Source organism: Planctomycetota bacterium (assembly GCA_016207825.1).
In the GTDB taxonomy this organism is placed as follows: domain Bacteria; phylum Planctomycetota; class MHYJ01; order JACQXL01; family JACQZI01; genus JACQZI01.
Map to the genome: position 1 here is coordinate 13,888 of JACQZI010000038.1, position 16,335 is coordinate 30,222.

General features: G+C 47.7%; 15 protein-coding genes. 3 read left to right on the forward strand and 12 right to left on the reverse strand.

What is annotated here, in order from left to right:
* Positions 1-24: 24 nt before the first annotated feature.
* Positions 25-1,242 (reverse strand): type II secretion system F family protein, encoded by a 1,218-nt coding sequence (locus tag HY811_11570; protein ID MBI4835439.1) that lies wholly within the window; start codon positions 1,240-1,242, stop codon positions 25-27.
* Positions 1,243-1,490: 248 nt separating this feature from the next.
* Here HY811_11570 and serS point away from each other — a divergent pair, with 248 nt between their 5' ends.
* The 3 genes from serS to HY811_11585 are packed head-to-tail and all read left to right on the forward strand — an operon-like array spanning position 1,491 to position 4,500.
* Positions 1,491-2,762: a serine--tRNA ligase gene (gene serS / locus HY811_11575; GenBank protein ID MBI4835440.1), complete on the forward strand. Its 1,272-nt coding sequence runs from the start codon at positions 1,491-1,493 to the stop codon at positions 2,760-2,762.
* Positions 2,763-2,792: 30 nt separating this feature from the next.
* Positions 2,793-4,055, forward strand: coding sequence for a HEAT repeat domain-containing protein (locus tag HY811_11580; GenBank protein ID MBI4835441.1), 1,263 nt, complete (start codon positions 2,793-2,795; stop codon positions 4,053-4,055).
* Between the two features lies 1 nt (position 4,056).
* Positions 4,057-4,500, forward strand: coding sequence for a DNA-binding protein (locus HY811_11585; protein ID MBI4835442.1), 444 nt, complete (start codon positions 4,057-4,059; stop codon positions 4,498-4,500).
* Positions 4,501-4,607: 107 nt separating this feature from the next.
* Here the strand turns inward: HY811_11585 and hydG are convergent, their stop codons facing one another.
* The 11 genes from hydG to dnaB form a co-directional block, all read right to left on the reverse strand.
* A complete protein-coding gene (hydG, locus tag HY811_11590; protein ID MBI4835443.1) occupies positions 4,608-5,987 on the reverse strand; it encodes a [FeFe] hydrogenase H-cluster radical SAM maturase HydG in 1,380 nt (459 codons plus the stop codon).
* Positions 5,956-6,342: a hydrogenase maturation nickel metallochaperone HypA gene (locus HY811_11595; protein ID MBI4835444.1), complete on the reverse strand. Its 387-nt coding sequence runs from the start codon at positions 6,340-6,342 to the stop codon at positions 5,956-5,958. The genes hydG and HY811_11595 overlap by 32 nt, the downstream gene beginning before the upstream one ends.
* A complete protein-coding gene (locus tag HY811_11600) occupies positions 6,335-6,838 on the reverse strand; it encodes a hydrogenase maturation protease (GenBank protein ID MBI4835445.1) in 504 nt (167 codons plus the stop codon). Before HY811_11600 ends, HY811_11595 begins: the two co-directional genes overlap by 8 nt.
* Before the next feature lie 81 nt (positions 6,839-6,919).
* Positions 6,920-8,368, reverse strand: a complete 1,449-nt coding sequence (locus HY811_11605) for a Ni/Fe hydrogenase subunit alpha (GenBank protein MBI4835446.1) — start codon at positions 8,366-8,368, stop codon at positions 6,920-6,922.
* The gene (locus HY811_11610) at positions 8,368-9,357 is read right to left on the reverse strand and encodes a methyl viologen-reducing hydrogenase (protein MBI4835447.1); all 990 of its coding nucleotides are present in this window, start codon (positions 9,355-9,357) and stop codon (positions 8,368-8,370) included. The genes HY811_11605 and HY811_11610 overlap by 1 nt, the downstream gene beginning before the upstream one ends.
* A gap of 45 nt (positions 9,358-9,402) precedes the next feature.
* Entirely contained in the window at positions 9,403-9,639 is a 237-nt protein-coding gene (locus HY811_11615) for a hypothetical protein (protein MBI4835448.1), read from the reverse strand.
* 15 nt (positions 9,640-9,654) lie between these two features.
* A complete protein-coding gene (locus HY811_11620; protein MBI4835449.1) occupies positions 9,655-10,110 on the reverse strand; it encodes a hydrogenase iron-sulfur subunit in 456 nt (151 codons plus the stop codon).
* 14 nt (positions 10,111-10,124) lie between these two features.
* Entirely contained in the window at positions 10,125-13,178 is a 3,054-nt protein-coding gene (locus HY811_11625; protein ID MBI4835450.1) for a CoB--CoM heterodisulfide reductase iron-sulfur subunit A family protein, read from the reverse strand.
* Positions 13,179-13,234: 56 nt separating this feature from the next.
* Complete coding sequence (locus HY811_11630) at positions 13,235-14,101, reverse strand: CoB--CoM heterodisulfide reductase iron-sulfur subunit B family protein (protein MBI4835451.1); 867 nt, start codon at positions 14,099-14,101, stop codon at positions 13,235-13,237.
* A 26-nt stretch (positions 14,102-14,127) separates the two neighbouring features.
* The gene (locus tag HY811_11635; GenBank protein MBI4835452.1) at positions 14,128-14,712 is read right to left on the reverse strand and encodes a 4Fe-4S dicluster domain-containing protein; all 585 of its coding nucleotides are present in this window, start codon (positions 14,710-14,712) and stop codon (positions 14,128-14,130) included.
* 195 nt (positions 14,713-14,907) lie between these two features.
* Complete coding sequence (gene dnaB, locus HY811_11640) at positions 14,908-16,290, reverse strand: replicative DNA helicase (protein MBI4835453.1); 1,383 nt, start codon at positions 16,288-16,290, stop codon at positions 14,908-14,910.
* Positions 16,291-16,335: the final 45 nt, after the last annotated feature.

The window sequence follows — 16,335 nt, forward strand, 5'->3', positions numbered from 1 at the left end:
TTAATGTCCTTTCTCATTTGAATACTATGACACCATCGTGCCCATGCTGAATATAGGTAATAGCATGGATATAACGATAAAGCCAACGATTGCGCCCATAACCAGTATTAAAACCGGTTCAACCAGTGACAACCCAATCTTTATTAATTCCTCGGTATCACGTTCATAAGTCGTGGCGATTTCAGCCAATGTCTCATCCAGCCGCCCGCTTTCCTCACCGACGGCAATCAGGTTTATCATAAAAGGCGGGAAATGCTTTGCCGTATTATTTTGCTTTAATCCCGTGGCAAAAGATATCCCGCTCCTTAATCCTTCGGAAACCTTGCTGAAGGCGTTCTTGAATACGGTATTGGATAAAGTCGGGATGGTTATTTCCATCGCGGAAAGAATCGGGATACCGTTATCTATGAGAAGTCCTAGCGTCCGGCAGAACTTGCCCAGTTCCGCCCTCTGCACGAATTTACCGATAATCGGCAGGCGCAGTTTAAACTCGTCAAACATGGCTTTTTCTATAATCACAAAACCGCGCGCCAGTATAACCAGCACAAAAAGCGCTATCAGAAGTCCCAGCCAGTAATCGCGCATAAACGTGCTTATACCGATTAATATCTGGGTGGATAAAGGCAGTGCTATTTTTATCGTATCAAACATACTTTTTATCTGCGGCACAACGAATGTCATCATGAAAATAATGGTTAAAAAACCCATAGTCATGATGAGGATTGGGTAGACCATAGCCGAGCGCACGCGTGATTTTATTTCCTCCATTCTTTCCCTGTGTTCGGCGAGGCGGATAAGGGCGTTATCAAGCGTTCCGCTGTCTTCCCCTGCCCGTATCAGGCTGATAAAAAGCGGGGGGAAAATCTTCGGGTAGCGCTTCAGCGCCTCGGAAAACATCCGGCCGTCTTTGACATCCCGCCCTATCTCGGAAACTATGTTCCTTAAGGTCACGCTTTCGGTCTGGTCGGAAATAACGTTGAGTGCCTTGAGCAAAGGCACGCCGGATTTGATAAGGCTGGATAACTGCCTGGTAAAAACATTCAGGTCGCGGGCTTTAATCGACCCGAAAAACGTGCTCGTATGGGCTTCGGTTTCCTTGACCGTAATTAACGGCTCCACCTGGATGGGGACACAACCGTTGTGGGTAAGTTTACCGACCACTTCATCTATGGAATCCGCTTCCATCGTGTCGGAAACCACCTTATCCGGCCCGGTTTTTGCCCTATATTTATAAATCGCCATAAATGATCCCACTCCTCCCGCTTTGCCCCCTTCGGGGACTCCCAATAATCGGGGTCCCGTGGAACGGGGCGGGATTCGGGGACACCCAATAATAAGGAGTCCCAGAATGGGGTAAATTATTAATAACCTTATATTATTACTATTTATTCCTGAAATTAGCAAGCTTTTTGTTTTCTACATTATATAATATCGTCCTGCGGTATTATTTTTATTGAGTATTATAAAAGAGTTTGTTATATTTAAAAGCCATGTTAGACCTTGATTTTATACGCAAAAACCCTGAAGCAGTAAAAAAGGCAATCAGTGCCAAAAACGAACGCATTAAGATTGACGATGTTTTGGCGCTTGATAAGAAACGCCGCGAGGTGATTGTCGCCAATGAAAATCTCCGTAACAAGCGTAACCAGACATCCGAGGAAATCGCCCGCTTAAAGAATGAAAAGAAAGACTCCGCTGCGCTTATCAGCGAGATGAAATCAGTCGGGACAGAAATCAAAGCTAATGACGAAAAACTCGCTTCCATTGAAGATGAGCTCAACAAACTGCTTATCTGGATTCCCAATATACCGGCTGAGGACATCCCTGTCGGCAACGAAGAAGCAAATAAAGAAATCCGCCATTGGGGCAAGAGAAAAGAATTCGACTTTACCGCGCTTCCCCACTGGGAAACAGGAAAAACCCTTGATATCCTTGATTTACCGACCGGCACAAAGATTACCGGCTCAGGCTTTATGCTTTTGAAAGGCATGGGTGCCCAACTGGAACGGGCATTGATTAATTTCATGATAGACCTCCATACGACCAGGCATGGATTCAAGGAAATCGCGCCCCCTTACCTGGCATCGCGCCCCACTATGTTTGCAACCGGACAACTGCCAAAACTGGAAGGCGATATGTATCACACTTCCGAAGATGATTTATTCCTTATCCCCACGGCTGAGGTACCATTAACAAATATTTTCCGCGATGAGATTCTATCCTACGAGCAGCTTCCGGTATATTTTGTTGCCGGCACGGCCTGTTTTCGCCGGGAAGCCGGCTCTTACGGGAAAGACACCCGCGGCATCAACCGGGTGCACCAGTTTAATAAAGTGGAACTCCTTAAATTCGTCCACCCTGATACTTCCTTTGATGAGCTGGAAAAACTCGTCACTAATGCCGAAGCGGTCTTAAAAACACTGGAACTTGAATACCGCGTAATAAAGCTTTCCACCGGCGAGATGAGCTTCGCCTCTGCCAAGACATACGATTTGGAAGCCTGGGCTCCCGGCATAAATAAATACCTTGAAGTTTCCTCATGCAGTAATTTCACGGATTTCCAGGCAAGGCGCGGGAATATCCGTTTCCGGGATAAAGACAATAAAGTCAAATTCGTCCACACCCTTAACGGCTCAGGCATCGCTCTGCCCCGCACCTTGATTGCCATCATGGAAAACTACCAGCAAAAAGACGGCTCAGTCATTATACCTGATGTCTTACGGCCGTATATGAACGGCGCGAAAGAAATCAGGCTTGCATAAAAGCAATATCCGATTCAAAAGGAGATAGTTATGATTAAACTATTTATTAGACACTGGTTTCTGGTTTTCTTTCTATGTGTTCTTTGTGTCTCTGTGGTTAATTCCGATACGGAAACAAAACTACCGGACTATTTCAAGAAATATGCGGATGAAGCCGTAAAGCGGCTCGGGGCAGAAGACTGGCAGGCGCGTGAAAGTGCCATGGACGAACTGATAATGCTCGGTCCTGCTGTCATGCCTCTGGTCCAGAAAGAGATGGATAATTCCGACCCGGAAATAAAACTGCGCGCCAGGCACGTTAACCTTGCCCTGCGCTGGAAAGCAGCTTTTGCACAGAGGATTGATAAATTTATTACCCAGGTCAGAAAAGGCACGATTGATGATATGGAACTTCTTATGCAATCACTCCAGTTCCTTAGGGGCGATGAATCTGTTTATATCCTTATTGATTTATTGAAAGATTCTAAGCAAACCCAGCAGAGCCGCCAGAAAATCGTCCAGGCATTCCAGGGAACCGGCGCCAACCTTAAACCGGTGCTGGATGACCTAATCCAGTTATGGAAAAATGAAACTGACCCCAGTATTCGCTACGCCTTAATGCTTTCGTTTGCCAGGGCGGGCAAAGATGAACGGCTGACAACATTGTTATCAGATGCGGTTAAAAGTGAGGATTACAACACCAAAATCGGGGCGATTTCCGTCATCGGGCAGATAAAGGAAGAAACGCTTGTGCCGGAACTCTTTAAACTGCTTCAGGCGACTGACCTTAATACCAGGAATAGCGCCATTTATGCGCTGAACAGCTTCAGGACACCCCAAACCTTTGAGGCAATATTCAACGCCTGGAAAACATGGAATACGCCGGCAGAGGCGTGGCTTAAAAACCAGACCATAAACATACTGGCGCAATATCAGGATAAACGTTTGCTTGCCGAGCTTCTGGAAATGTCCAAGACGGAAAAAGACCCTCAGAGATTGACTGCCGTTGTCAGCACCCTATATCAATTCCGTTCCGACCCGGCAGTTTCGCCTGTGTTACTGAACCTTTTCCGCACCGGAGATGCCAATGTCAGGGCAACCGCTTTTAATATCTTGAAAGCCAATAACGACCGCTCGGTTATCCCCGACCTCTTGAAACAACTGGAAGCAGAAAACGATTTCACCTCATTCACCACGCAACTGGGGGTTCTCCAGGATTTCACCGCCCAGCGCTTTATGCCCCAGCAAATTCCGCCTGAGCTAAAAGCCAGTATCATTAAAGCAGTTAAAGAATGGATGGAGAAAAATAAATAATATGAAACTTAAAAGAATCGATACGACATGGGTAATTGTCCTTCAAAGGGGAGAAAAAATCATCGAGAGCCTGACCGCCTTTGTAAAGGCAAAGGGAATAAAATCCGGGCACTTCAACGCTATCGGTGCAATCAGCCGTGCGGAAGTCGCGCACTATAGCGTGGAACATAAAAAATACACGTTTAAAGAATTCGAAGGCGCGTTGGAGATACTGGGAATTTTGGGAAGCGCCTCATGCCTGCCTACTGGGCAGGCAGGGAAAGACAATGATATCGTCATGCACGCCCATATCACATTAAGCGATGAAAAAACGCATGTCTACGGCGGGCACCTGAAGGAAGCAGTTGTCTCCGCCACCTGCGAAATAATGTTCACAGAACTTAGCCAGAAGATATTAAGGAAACACAATCCCGAAATCGGATTAAACCTGATGGATTTGGAATAGAGCCGCAAATTAACGTAGTGAAAACTCCCCCGTAAGGATATGGGGGAACACAGAAACGACGCGATAATACAAATATAATCAACCCTGTGGTAAATTAGCGGATTGGATCAGAAGAATAAATCCCTTTTACCCTGGCGGATTAAGGCAAGACGTTTTTCGGTTTCGGCTTTTATTTTACTGTCTTCTATCTGGCTCAGATATTCGTTAATAACTTCATTACCCATCTCTTTTATTCCATCTGAACCGTAATTGACCAGGTATTCAGCAAAGGTAAGTATGGCATTGGGGCGGCAGAATTTATGTATCTCACCCGGTTTGGCAAGCTCCATAAAACGTCCACCAGTCCTGCCTAGCCTGTAACAAGCCGTGCAAAAACTCGGGATAAGCTTGTCTTTCAAGACGTCCCCAAGAACTTCCTTAAGCGAACGACTATCATGAATATTGAACTGGGAACTCTTGGCAGCTTTGCCGTAACCACCCGTTGTGGTAACCGAACCGGCGCTTGATTGCGATATCCCAATCTGGAAGGCAACTTTCCTGATAGCCGGAGATTCCCGGGTGGAAATAATCATCCCGGTATAAGGCACTGCCAGCCGTAAGATGGCAATAAGCTTTAAGAAATCTTCGTCCGAAACAGGGTGTTCCGGTTTATAAGAAACAGAATCCGCCGCGCAGAACCGCGGGACGGAAATAGTGTGTGGCCCAACTCCGCACGTTTCTTCCAAACCTTGCGCATGTATGACCAAAGAAATAACCTCATAACGCCAGTCGTACAGGCCGAAAAGCACGCCGAGGCCGAAATCATCCAACCCGGCCTCATAAGCACGTGTGTGGGCGGTTACCTGGCGTTCGTAATCCGCCTTGGGACCGCCTTTATGAAGCCTTTCATAAGTTGCCCGGTGATAGGTTTCCTGGAAAAGCTGGTAAGTTCCGATATTCGCCTTTTTGAGCTTACAGTAATTTTCCACGGTGGTGGCGGCGATATTTACATTCACCCGGCGGATATTGCCCTTGGTCGTATGCACCGAGTAAATCTTTTCTATCGCCTCGACCACATAATCAAGGCGGTTATTTAAGTCATCCTCGCCGAGTTCTAAAAGGATCCGCTTATGGCCTTCGTTTATCAGGAATTCCGTTTGTTTGGCAATTTCGTCAAGCGAAAGCTTTTGGCGTGGAAGAGCCGTATTGCGACTGTGGAAATTGCAGTATTCACAGTCATTGACGCAAAAATCGGAAATATATAACGGGGCAAAGAACACCAGCCGCTCTCCGTAAATTTCCCATTTTATCGCACGGGCCGCCTGGAAAAGCGATTTAAGCTGTTCCGGTTCTTTTAGATTAACCAGATAACCCACTTCTTCCACGGTTAATCCTTTTTTAAGGCGTGCCTTGGCAATAATATTATTGATTACTTCCGCGGACGGCTCTTTGGTCCGTTCTAAAACGCCTTCTATTTTAGCCGCGTCCAAGTGTTCCACGAGTGTCATCAGTTTTTATTCCCGTAATCTTGTTTATGATAATCTTATGGTCATCGGATTTCTTTATCACCATTTTACAACCCTTTAAGGCAACAGCGCTTTTGTCATTCTCTTTTACCATCCGGCTGATTTCTTCACTATGGTCATGGCAAGTTTCAACTCTTTCATGCTTATGTTCCGGTATTTTGGAAATATCCGCATCCTCTCCCGTAAGCGCCTGGAAACATACTTTTAAGGAATCCGGGGTAAGCTCGGACTTCCTGCCGAGCGTAATCTCAACCCGGCTGACCTTTTTAATATTATGTTTGGCCGCCTGGTTTTTAACCTCGTTAATCAAATCCTGAACGATTCCAAATTCATGCATAGCATTTAATATATTTATTATATATTATTTCACTTACCTTGGCAACAGATTTTTCCACGGAGGATGAAAGACCCTGCATTATTTCCTGCGGGATATTCTGCGGGTAACAGGCAACGATGGCTATTTCTACCCCGCAGATATCGCGCATCTCTTTAAGTAAATTGGAAGTCGGCCCCTGATGGAAGGAAAAATCATCCACCTTTTCTTTGCATAATTTATCCAAAGGAACATCGAATATTTCACCGGGCTTATGGTCTTCAAAGCTGACGGCATCTACAATAACAATGATTTTAGGTTTCTTTTCAGCCAGTAATATATCAAAGATAAATCCGCGGGTACTTAAACCCAGATTAACCACAGCCGCATTCTCTGGGATATTATAATTTTTATTAAGGTAATCGGCAACGGCAGGACCGAACCCGTCATCGCCGAAAAGAATATTGCCGCAACCCAAAACAAGTGTTTCTTTGGAATGATAATCATAAAATTCTGTCATATTTTATATATGTAAAATAAAATCATCCCGTCCCGAAAGCCTTCAGGGCGGGATGATATAGAGTGTTTCCAAACCTCGGGTTTAATTGGTCAGGGTGTCAATTACTTTCCCCTCGCAATCCATGATCGTCACCTTGACCGGCAGAGTACCGTCCAGATTGTGGGTAGCGCAGGACAGGCACGGGTCATAAGCCCTAATCGCCATCTCCAGCCGGTTCAGAATGCCCTGGTCATACTTACCGTTTTTGATAACCAGCTGGGCAGCCTGTTTGACAGACATATTAATCGGCGCATTATTATGGGTGGTGCCCACGATTAAGTTACAGTTGACTATCATCCCTTTATCATCCGTGGTATAATCGTGAATAAGCGTCCCACGCGGTGCTTCCACACAGCCGACTCCGCGCAGCGCCTTGGGAGTTACCTTGGTCCAGGTATCCTTGCTGGTGATTTTCTGGTCATTGAGTAACTCCACCGCGTGCTCGGCATGGTAAAGCAATTCTATCAACCTTGCCCAATGGTAAAGCAAAGTCAGTTGGGCCGGGCGGCCGAAGTTCTTACGGAATTCCTCAAATTCTTTCTGCGCCAGAGGGGTCGCAATTTTATCGGCAACGTTTATACGAGCCAGCGTATTAGTCCTATAAATCCCTTTGGGGTTATTTAAATCCATGGAGAAACCTTCGCCCCACTTTTTGGCATAAGGGAATTTCATATATGACCAGTTTATAACTTTCTCTGAAATATAGTCGGTGTATTCGTCATAATTAAAATCAACGTATGTGCCGTCCGGTTTCATCAGGCGGAGTTTGCCGTCATAGCAGTTCAATGAGCCGTCCGGAGCAACCGTGCCCATGAAACCAGTCTTAATCACGGCGAGTGTTTTTACCGCATCGAGGTATTTCGGAAAAACGCTTTCCTTTGACCATTTAATCGCCCATTTGGCGAACTCCAAGACTTCCTTAGCCATCTCCAAAACCCTTTTGCGTTCATCTTCAGTCAACGGCTTGGAAAAACCGCCGGGCACTCCGGTAACCGGATGGATGCATTTACCTGAAACAACGTTCAGCATTCTGCTCCCTAGATGCCGGCAATGGACCACTCTTTTGCCTATTTCCGGATTAGCCTTGGCTATGCCTATAACATTTCGTACCGCCGGGTCGGCATCCGGTCCCATCACGAAATCCGGTCCGCCCAAGAAGAAGAAATGTAAAGTATGTTCTTCTGTATAGGCGATACTATTGCACAAATCTCTTAGCTTAACCCCGGCTGGAGCCGGCGTTACGCCGAATACTCCATCGCATGCCTTGGCGGCTGCCAAATGGTGCGACCAGGGGCAAACCCCGCAGATTGAAGTTACAATCCGGGGCATCTCTTCGGCCGGCCTGCCCAGACAGAATTTCTCAAATCCTCTCAATTCAACTACGTTGACAAATGTATCCTGGACATTTCCTTGATCATTTAATTGAATAGTGATTTTAGCATGACCTTCTATTCTGCTTACCGGTGCAATTGTTATTGTCTTGCCTGCCATTATGCATCTCCTTTCTGAACTTGAGCCTGTGGCATTTTAGCAGTCTGATGGGAAATCGGTTTCAGCCGCCCATGACTACCCACATAACGGGTAAGTAATGCCCGGCGGTCGGCAATTTGTTTTGGATCCAATCCGATAGATGAAATCAAATTAACCATGTCAACCAACGGATTGGAATCCTTATGAATCAAGCCGAAACAACCGCGGCATGGCATATGGCTTTTGATGCAACGCGGTATTCTTACTTCTCCAGGTTCGGTAGTAAGCCCGGCACAACCGGCACGGGTAACCGGTCCCATGCATAAAACGCCCTGCTCGTTAAAGCAACGCGTCTGTTCCCATGGCGCATCCTGCTTAATATCCAAAGGCTGCAAAGGCCGTTTAATTTCGATACCGGCGGCTTTTTTCTCACGTTTGGTCGGACATTCATCGCAAACGCTCTTATGCGGCAATACCAATGGTTTCCCGGTAACCACATAAAGCAAAGCTTCTCGAATCCAATCTGGTGAAGTCGGACAGCCGGGAATATATAAATCGACTTTAATCACTTCGTTCAGAGCATAAACCCGGTTCTCCAAGGGCGGCAGGTTTTCCGTGGGCGTTGGCGAGGATTCGGTTGAGATGCTGTCACGATAAACCTTATGAAAAAGTTCATCAGTCGTCCACATATTTGCCAAGGCCGGAATCCCGCCTGTGCAGGCGCAGGCGCCCAGCGCCGCGATGACCTTGCAGCGCTTCCTCATCTCCAAAGCAACATGCCTTTCTTTTTCGGTGCGGACGCCTCCGGAAATTATGCCGACATCCGCCGCGGGAAGCTCCATTTCCTTTTTTTCTCCAGTCTGTCCAAAATATTTATTGTCGTGCAGGACCGGGATATGGACAAATTCCACGTGCGGCAATAAATCCAAAAGTTGGTCGCCGATATCAAGAATCGTAAGTTCACATCCTCCGCAAATATTCAGCCATTCCTCGGATATTCTGATGGGCATAAAGTCTCCTTTCATTCACGCTGTCTGCCTGGCCGTTTCACCCGGTTAGGAACAGCGGCTCTGATTCTGGTCCGATATGGCAGCACCCTTTTTTTGCTCCTTATTCGTTACTGCCAATCGCCTGGTATAAAGATAGTTTTTGCCGTCTTCCTTGAACAATTCCACCTCAAACCCGTGCTCCCTGTATTTAGCCTTGGCATTCAGGGCATCATTTTCGGTGGCGTAGGAACAGCTATCCCACATATATTTCTTATTGGCGACAATCTTATAATTAGCTGGCATATTATCTCCTCGTATTTATTTCTTGCGATAAGGGCTCGGACCCGCTTTTTTCACCTGAGCAACCATATCCTTAACTACTTGGGCAAATTTCTGCCCTTCTGAAGCGGAAACCCATTCCAGCCGGAACCGATCGCGCTCCATGCCCATATCATCCAGCATAAGCTCGATGGCTTCCCGGCGCGACTGGGTCCGGAGATTGCCGTCCAGGTAATGGCAATCACCGATATGGCACCCTAAAACGAGGACGCCGTCAGCGCCTTTGCTTAAGGCATCAATCACCAGGCTGGGATGAACCATTCCCGAACACATGACGCGTATAATCCGGATATTGCTGGGATACTGCAAGCGCGATGTGCCGGCCAAATCCGCCCCGGCATACGAGCACCAGTTGCAGCAAAAAACCACAATCAATGGTTCAAACTCTGTGCTTGGCGATTGAGCTTTAGTATCTGCAGTCTGAGTCTGATTCATTTTATCGCTCCTTATTATTTATTCACCGGCTCCAAAGCCGCTTCAACCATTTCCTTTAATTGGGACATCTTAAAGTTACTGACCACCACGCCGCCCTTGGGGCAGGTCGCCTGGCAAACGCCGCAACCCTTGCATAGCGCCAGGTCGCGGTCAATCGTCTTTTTGATTTCGTCTCCCTTCATATATTCCATCAAAGTCAACGAATGGTAAGGGCAAATCTCCACGCAGTAACCGCATCCATCACAGCATTCGTCGATGATTTCCGAAACAACCGCATCCAGCTCCACTTTATCTTTGGCCAGGATAGTTGCGGCACGTGAAGCAGCCGCAGCGCCTTGGATAATGCTTTCGTCCACGTTCTTCGGACTGTGCGCCAAACCGGCCAGGTAGACGCCTTCGGTAGCAAAATCAACCGGTCTCAACTTTAAATGCGCCTCCAGGAAAAACTTATCCTGGGTCAGGGGCACCTTAAGCTTCTGGGAAATATCCGCGTTATTGGGAATATCCGCCACCGTCCCGGCCGAAAGCACCAGCAAATCAACCGATAACGCTACCAGCTGGTTGAGAATCGGGTCGTTGACGGTTATCATTAGTTTATCGCCCTGCTTGACTACGTTCGGCTTTTCTTCATCTCGGAAACGCAGGAAAATCACGCCGTCCTCGCGCGCCTGGCGGTAATACTCCTCGTTAAAACCGTAGGTCCGGATATCGCGGTAAAGGACGTATACCTGCGTATCGGGTTTCATCTTCTTCAATTTCCTGGCATTCTTCACCGCCATCGAACAGCAGATACGGCTGCAATAAGGATGTTCTTTATCGCGCGAACCCACGCACTGTATCATCGCAACGGCATTAACTTTATTTAAATCCACATCCTTAACGGCTTTGGCTGACCCGGCAATTTTCTCTTCAAGCTGCACCTGCGTAATCACGTTCGAAGTTTCCCCAAATAGATACTCCTTGGGTTTATATTCTTCAGCTCCGGTAGCGACCACTACGGCGCCGTGCCGGAATTCGACCGCTCCCTTGGGCGTTTCCAGGGTAGTCTTGAAATTACCCATTGACCCTTCAACCATCTTTACGGTAGAAGAAGTATATAATTTAATCTTGAGATGCTTTTTTATCTTTTCGATTATCGTTGCCAGTTCTTTTTGCGGATTGTAATTCTCGTCCAGGAAATAGTTTAAATGCCTCATGTTTCCGCCCAGTTCCGCCGAATGTTCCACCAGATGGACAACAAATCCCTGGTTGGCCAGCTCCAATGCCGCGGTCATACCGGAGATTCCCGCTCCGATAACCAAAGCGTCGTGCTCGATTTCCAGGAAACGATTCTGGAGCGGCTCCAAGACCCGCGCTTTAGCCACGGCAATGCGCACCATATCCATTGCCTTGGTCGTCGCCTTTGCCGGCTCGTTCATATGCACCCAGGTGTTCTGGTCACGGATATTCGCCATCTCAAATAGGTATGGGTTTAACCCGGCTTCCCTTAGGGTATTCCTGAAAAGCGGTTCGTGGGTGCGCGGCGTACAAGCCGCCACCACTATCCGATTGAGTTTATGCTCCTTAATCATTTCCTTGATTTTCTTCTGCGTATCGGAAGAGCAGGTATAAAGATTATCTTCCACGTAAACCACGTTCGCCAGTTTCTTGGCGTAATCACGCACCGAAGGCACATTAGCCACGCCGCCGATATTTTTGCCGCAGTGGCAAACGAATACGCCGATGCGCGGTTCCTGCCCGCTTACATCTATCTCCGGAGGATACTGGCGCTTGGTCACCATTGTCCCGCGCGATTCGGCCAGCAATGCCATCGCCTTGGAAGAAGCAGCGCAGGATTGCATTACCGTTTCCGGAATATCCTTCGGTTCGGTCAAAGGGCCGCTTACATATATTCCGGCCTTGTTGCTCTCTACCGGACTAAATTTACCTGTCTGGCAAAAGCCGTGCTTATTCAAATCCAGCCCAAATATCTTGGTCAATCCCTTAATGGATTTGGGTGGATGCAATCCGCAGGATAAAGAAACCATATCGAATTCTTCTTCTTGAAGTTCGTTTTTATCGTCATAATACCGGACGACCAGATTCTTGGTTCCGGGGATTTCCTTGACCGACGAAGGCTTGCAACGGGTATATTTTATGCCCAGTTCCTTTGCCCTTTCGTAGTATGCTTCAAAGCCTTTGCCGAAAGCGCGGATATCAATATAAAAAATATGGCAATCGAGGTCCGGCGCGTGCTCCTTTGCCAGAATCGCCTCTTTGGTCGCGTACATGCAGCAGACGGATGAACACCAGTTATGCTCGACTTCACGCGATCCCACGCACTGGATAAAAGCAATCTTATGGGGATGTTTCTTGTCGGAAGGCCTCAATGTTTCACCCTGATACGGGCCGGAAGCGGAAAGAATACGCTCCAGCTGAACGGATGAAACCACATTAGGATACCTGCCGTAACCGAATTCCTGCCTCAGCTTGGCGTCAAACAATTCAAAACCCGGCGCAAGGATAACCGCGCCCACATCCAATGTTACAATATCATCTTTCTGTTCGAAACTGATCGCTTTGGCTTCGCAACTCTTCTCGCAAACGCGGCAGATGCCTTTCAGGAAATACAGGCAATGCTCGCGGTCAATCACCGGCACCTTAGGGACAGCCTGCGGGAACGGAATATAAATAGCCGCCCTGGGCACCAGGCCTTCGTCGTATTCGGATTTCGGCGCGTCTTTGCGTTTCTGGACCGGGCATTTATCCACACAAACCCCGCAACCGGTGCATTTTTCCGGGTCAACGGAACGCGCTTTCTTATTGACGCGCACCTTGAAATTACCCGGCGTTCCTTCTATCGCCTCAACATCCGTATAAGTCAGTTTATCTATATTAAGATGGCCGGCCGTATCAACCAAACGCGGCGCCAAGGTGCACATCGCGCAATCGTTGGTCGGGAAGGTCTTATCGAGCTGTGCCATTGTCCCGCCGATACAGGGACTCGTTTCCACGAGATACACCCGATACCCGGCTTCGGCTAAATCCAATGAAGCCTGCATGCCGCCGACGCCTCCGCCGACTACCATTACTGCTCCGATTTTCTTGCCACTCATAAATTTCTCCTGAATCTATTAATTATTTATTATTTTACTGCCGCCAGGACAGGTTCCGTTGGAACCAGATGCTTTTTCATTCCGAGCTCTTTCGGCTCAATTCCCAAAGCCAATCCCATTATCTGGGTAAAATATAATATGGGCAGGCCGTATTGAGTTTGGTATTTCTCTTCTATTTCCGCCTGCCGTGTATCCAGGTTCGCATGGCAAAGCGGGCAGGCAACCGCAATAGCATTCGCTCCGACCGCCTTGGCATTTTCCAGGATTTTGTTGGTCAGTTTCAAAACCGCATCCGTCTCAGTCAGCGAAAAAGTCGCCCCGCAGCAATCCGTTTTATAAGACCAATCCAGGACTGTCGCACCGCATTTCTGCATGACCCTGTCCATGCTCATCGGGTATTCCACATTATCAAACTGCATCACCTTGGGCGGGCGGGTCAAAAGACATCCGTAATAACAAACCACTTTCATACCGGAAAGGTTTTTCTTTACGGCGTCTTTAATGTTTTTTTCTTCCATCTTATCGAATACTTCCAAAGGATGGATGATTTTGACCTTGTTCTGGAAAGCCGAGCCGATTATTTCCTTTATTTCCTCAGAAAGCTTTTCATTTTCGCTTAGCTCACGCAAAGACATCTTAAAACGGGAAAAACAAGCCGCGCAGGGAACCACCAGCTCGTTAATGCCGGCATATTCGGCTAAGGCCAGGTTCTTGATGGGCAAAGCCGTCGCCAGAAGGTGGGAACTGGCGTGAGCCGGGGAAGTCCCGCAACAAACCCAGCCGGGCACTTCCTCAAGCTCAATCTTAAAAGAATTACAAACGGCTTTAAACGAATGGTCGTATTCTGCTCCTGTGGAATGTAAAGAACATCCCGGATAATAACCGTATCTTGTCATAACAATAAATCCTTTCTTTACTGGCGCTAAGCCCGATGCTCCTTTTCCTTCTTTGCCACGTTGGAGAAAATCTTCCAGGTAGTCGAGGTCCTTGAAGGTGAAATACTCGGGAAAACATTCAGCTTCCCCTTAAAGAACATCTTAATGCCCATTCCGGCATCCTTGAAAAACTCAAATGTCCTCATCTTCAAATCGCCTATCATACCGAGCTCATACATCCTGCCGAACCATTTGATATTGCGCAGGGCCGCCTTATTGAATTTATGGACCCTGGGTACGGGCGAAGAAAAGCCCTGTTTTATAGCCAGTATTTTGCAGGTATCCATTATCCGGGCGATATCCACATCCTGCGGGCAACGGGTGGTGCAGGTCTGGCATGCCGAGCACATCCACATGGTTTTAGAATTAAAGACAAGGGCTGATTGCCCCAAGCGGATGGCATGGATAAGCTGCGCCGGCGTATAATCCATTGCCCAACTCATCGGGCACCCCGCCGAGCATTTGCGGCACTGGTAACATGTGTTGACGTTAACGCCGATTTCCTTTTCGATTTCTTTAAGCAAATCACCGGAGGGAATGATTGTTTTAACCGTGGCTGTCTGGTCTGTCATGCTGCCCCCTCTCTGATTAGAGATTGTTTCAACAACTTACTGCCTTAAACGACCGTATTTAATGAGTAGAATACTTCACTTAACCATATTTTTAAAACACGGTCAAGAAAAAATTATACCGGTCAGATGGAAATCATCCAGAGGATGGAAAATGCGTAAAATAGCTCGCGGGGATTCGAATACCGCCGGAAAAGGTTAGTGCAACGCGCTTTCTTCTTCCTTATAGAGGGTCTCGAAGCGGGTGTATTCTTTCTGGAACTGCACTTCATAACTGCCGGTCGGGCCGTTGCGCTGTTTGGCGATGATGATTTCGCAGATATTCTTCTTTTCCGAATTGGGGTTATAAAGCTCGTCACGGTAAAGCATCAAAACCACATCGGCATCCTGCTCGATGGCGCCGGATTCCCTAAGGTCGGAAAGGCGCGGCTTGGGCTGTTTGGCTTCCCGGTGTTCCGGCGCGCGGCTTAACTGCGCCATGGCGACTACCGGGATACCCAGTTCCTTGGCAAGGCTCTTAAGCGAGTAGGAAATCTGGGCGATTTCCCGCTCGCGGCTGTCCGCATCCTTCATCATCATAAGCTGCAAATAATCAACCAGAATCAGCTGTATATCGTGGTCGGCTTTAAGTCGCCTGGCGCGGCTTCTCAAGTCAAAGGGCGTCAGGGCGCTCGAATCGTCTATAAAAATATTTGCCTTTTCAAACTGGCCTGCGCTCAGCATCAGCTCCTGTATTTCTTCCGCGGAAATAAGCCCACGGCGCAATTTCTGGCTGTCAACCCGCGCGTGGCAGCATAAAAGATTGGTCACCACTTCCTGAGAAGTAACTTCCAGCGTATAAAGGACCGCCGCTTTCTTTTCAACGAGTCCCGTCTGCTCCAGGAGCCTCAAGCCAAAGCTGGATTTTCCGCTGCCCGGACGTCCGGCAACCACGATAAGCTGTCCTCCGCGCAAACCGCCCAGGGTATCGTCCAGTTCGGCCAGTCCCGTGGATAATCCGCTTAACCTGCCTTTCCTGTCGTGAACGGTCATGATATGCTTTTCAAAAGTCTCGGTCAGGATATCCTTTATATGGACCATTTTTATGGCCTCTTTTTTCTGGGCGACATCAAAAATAACGCGTTGGGCTTTATCCAGAAGATATTCGCTGTCTGCCGTGCTCTGGCTGGTTTCGCGCAGGATTTCGTTGCATCCCAGCATAATGGCGCGCAGGATGTATTTCTCCCTGATGAGTTTGGCGTAGTAATTGGAGTTTGCCGTGGAAGAAACGGATTCAACCAGAGTAGTCAGGTAATCAAGCCCGCCGACTTTATCAAAGAGGCCATCGCCCCGCTTTTCCAGCTCGCTTTTAAGGGTGACCAAATCAATGGGCGAGCGCTCGTCATAAAGTTTGAGCATGGCATCGTAGATAATCTGGTGGTTGGTATTATAAAAATATTCCTTATCCAGAATCTCATGGACGCTTGCCACGATGGAATCGTCAAGGATAATGGAGCCGAGTAATCCGGTTTCCGCTTCCAGGTCGTATTGCGGCTGGAAATCATGCCCGGGGTTCTGGTTTGCCGACGGATTGTTTGCCATAGTTAATTACTTCCTTGATTGATAAAGCGTCTATTTTAAAAGCTT

Coding starts and splice junctions, on each gene's coding strand:
- HY811_11570 (MBI4835439.1), bottom strand. CDS start 1,242: ATGGCGATTTATAAATATAGGGCAAAAACCGGGCCGGATAAGGTGGTT.
- serS (MBI4835440.1), top strand. CDS start 1,491: ATGTTAGACCTTGATTTTATACGCAAAAACCCTGAAGCAGTAAAAAAG.
- HY811_11580 (MBI4835441.1), top strand. CDS start 2,793: ATGATTAAACTATTTATTAGACACTGGTTTCTGGTTTTCTTTCTATGT.
- HY811_11585 (MBI4835442.1), top strand. CDS start 4,057: ATGAAACTTAAAAGAATCGATACGACATGGGTAATTGTCCTTCAAAGG.
- hydG (MBI4835443.1), bottom strand. CDS start 5,987: ATGACACTCGTGGAACACTTGGACGCGGCTAAAATAGAAGGCGTTTTA.
- HY811_11595 (MBI4835444.1), bottom strand. CDS start 6,342: ATGCATGAATTTGGAATCGTTCAGGATTTGATTAACGAGGTTAAAAAC.
- HY811_11600 (MBI4835445.1), bottom strand. CDS start 6,838: ATGACAGAATTTTATGATTATCATTCCAAAGAAACACTTGTTTTGGGT.
- HY811_11605 (MBI4835446.1), bottom strand. CDS start 8,368: ATGGCAGGCAAGACAATAACAATTGCACCGGTAAGCAGAATAGAAGGT.
- HY811_11610 (MBI4835447.1), bottom strand. CDS start 9,357: ATGCCCATCAGAATATCCGAGGAATGGCTGAATATTTGCGGAGGATGT.
- HY811_11615 (MBI4835448.1), bottom strand. CDS start 9,639: ATGCCAGCTAATTATAAGATTGTCGCCAATAAGAAATATATGTGGGAT.
- HY811_11620 (MBI4835449.1), bottom strand. CDS start 10,110: ATGAATCAGACTCAGACTGCAGATACTAAAGCTCAATCGCCAAGCACA.
- HY811_11625 (MBI4835450.1), bottom strand. CDS start 13,178: ATGGTAGTCGGCGGAGGCGTCGGCGGCATGCAGGCTTCATTGGATTTA.
- HY811_11630 (MBI4835451.1), bottom strand. CDS start 14,101: ATGACAAGATACGGTTATTATCCGGGATGTTCTTTACATTCCACAGGA.
- HY811_11635 (MBI4835452.1), bottom strand. CDS start 14,712: ATGACAGACCAGACAGCCACGGTTAAAACAATCATTCCCTCCGGTGAT.
- dnaB (MBI4835453.1), bottom strand. CDS start 16,290: ATGGCAAACAATCCGTCGGCAAACCAGAACCCCGGGCATGATTTCCAG.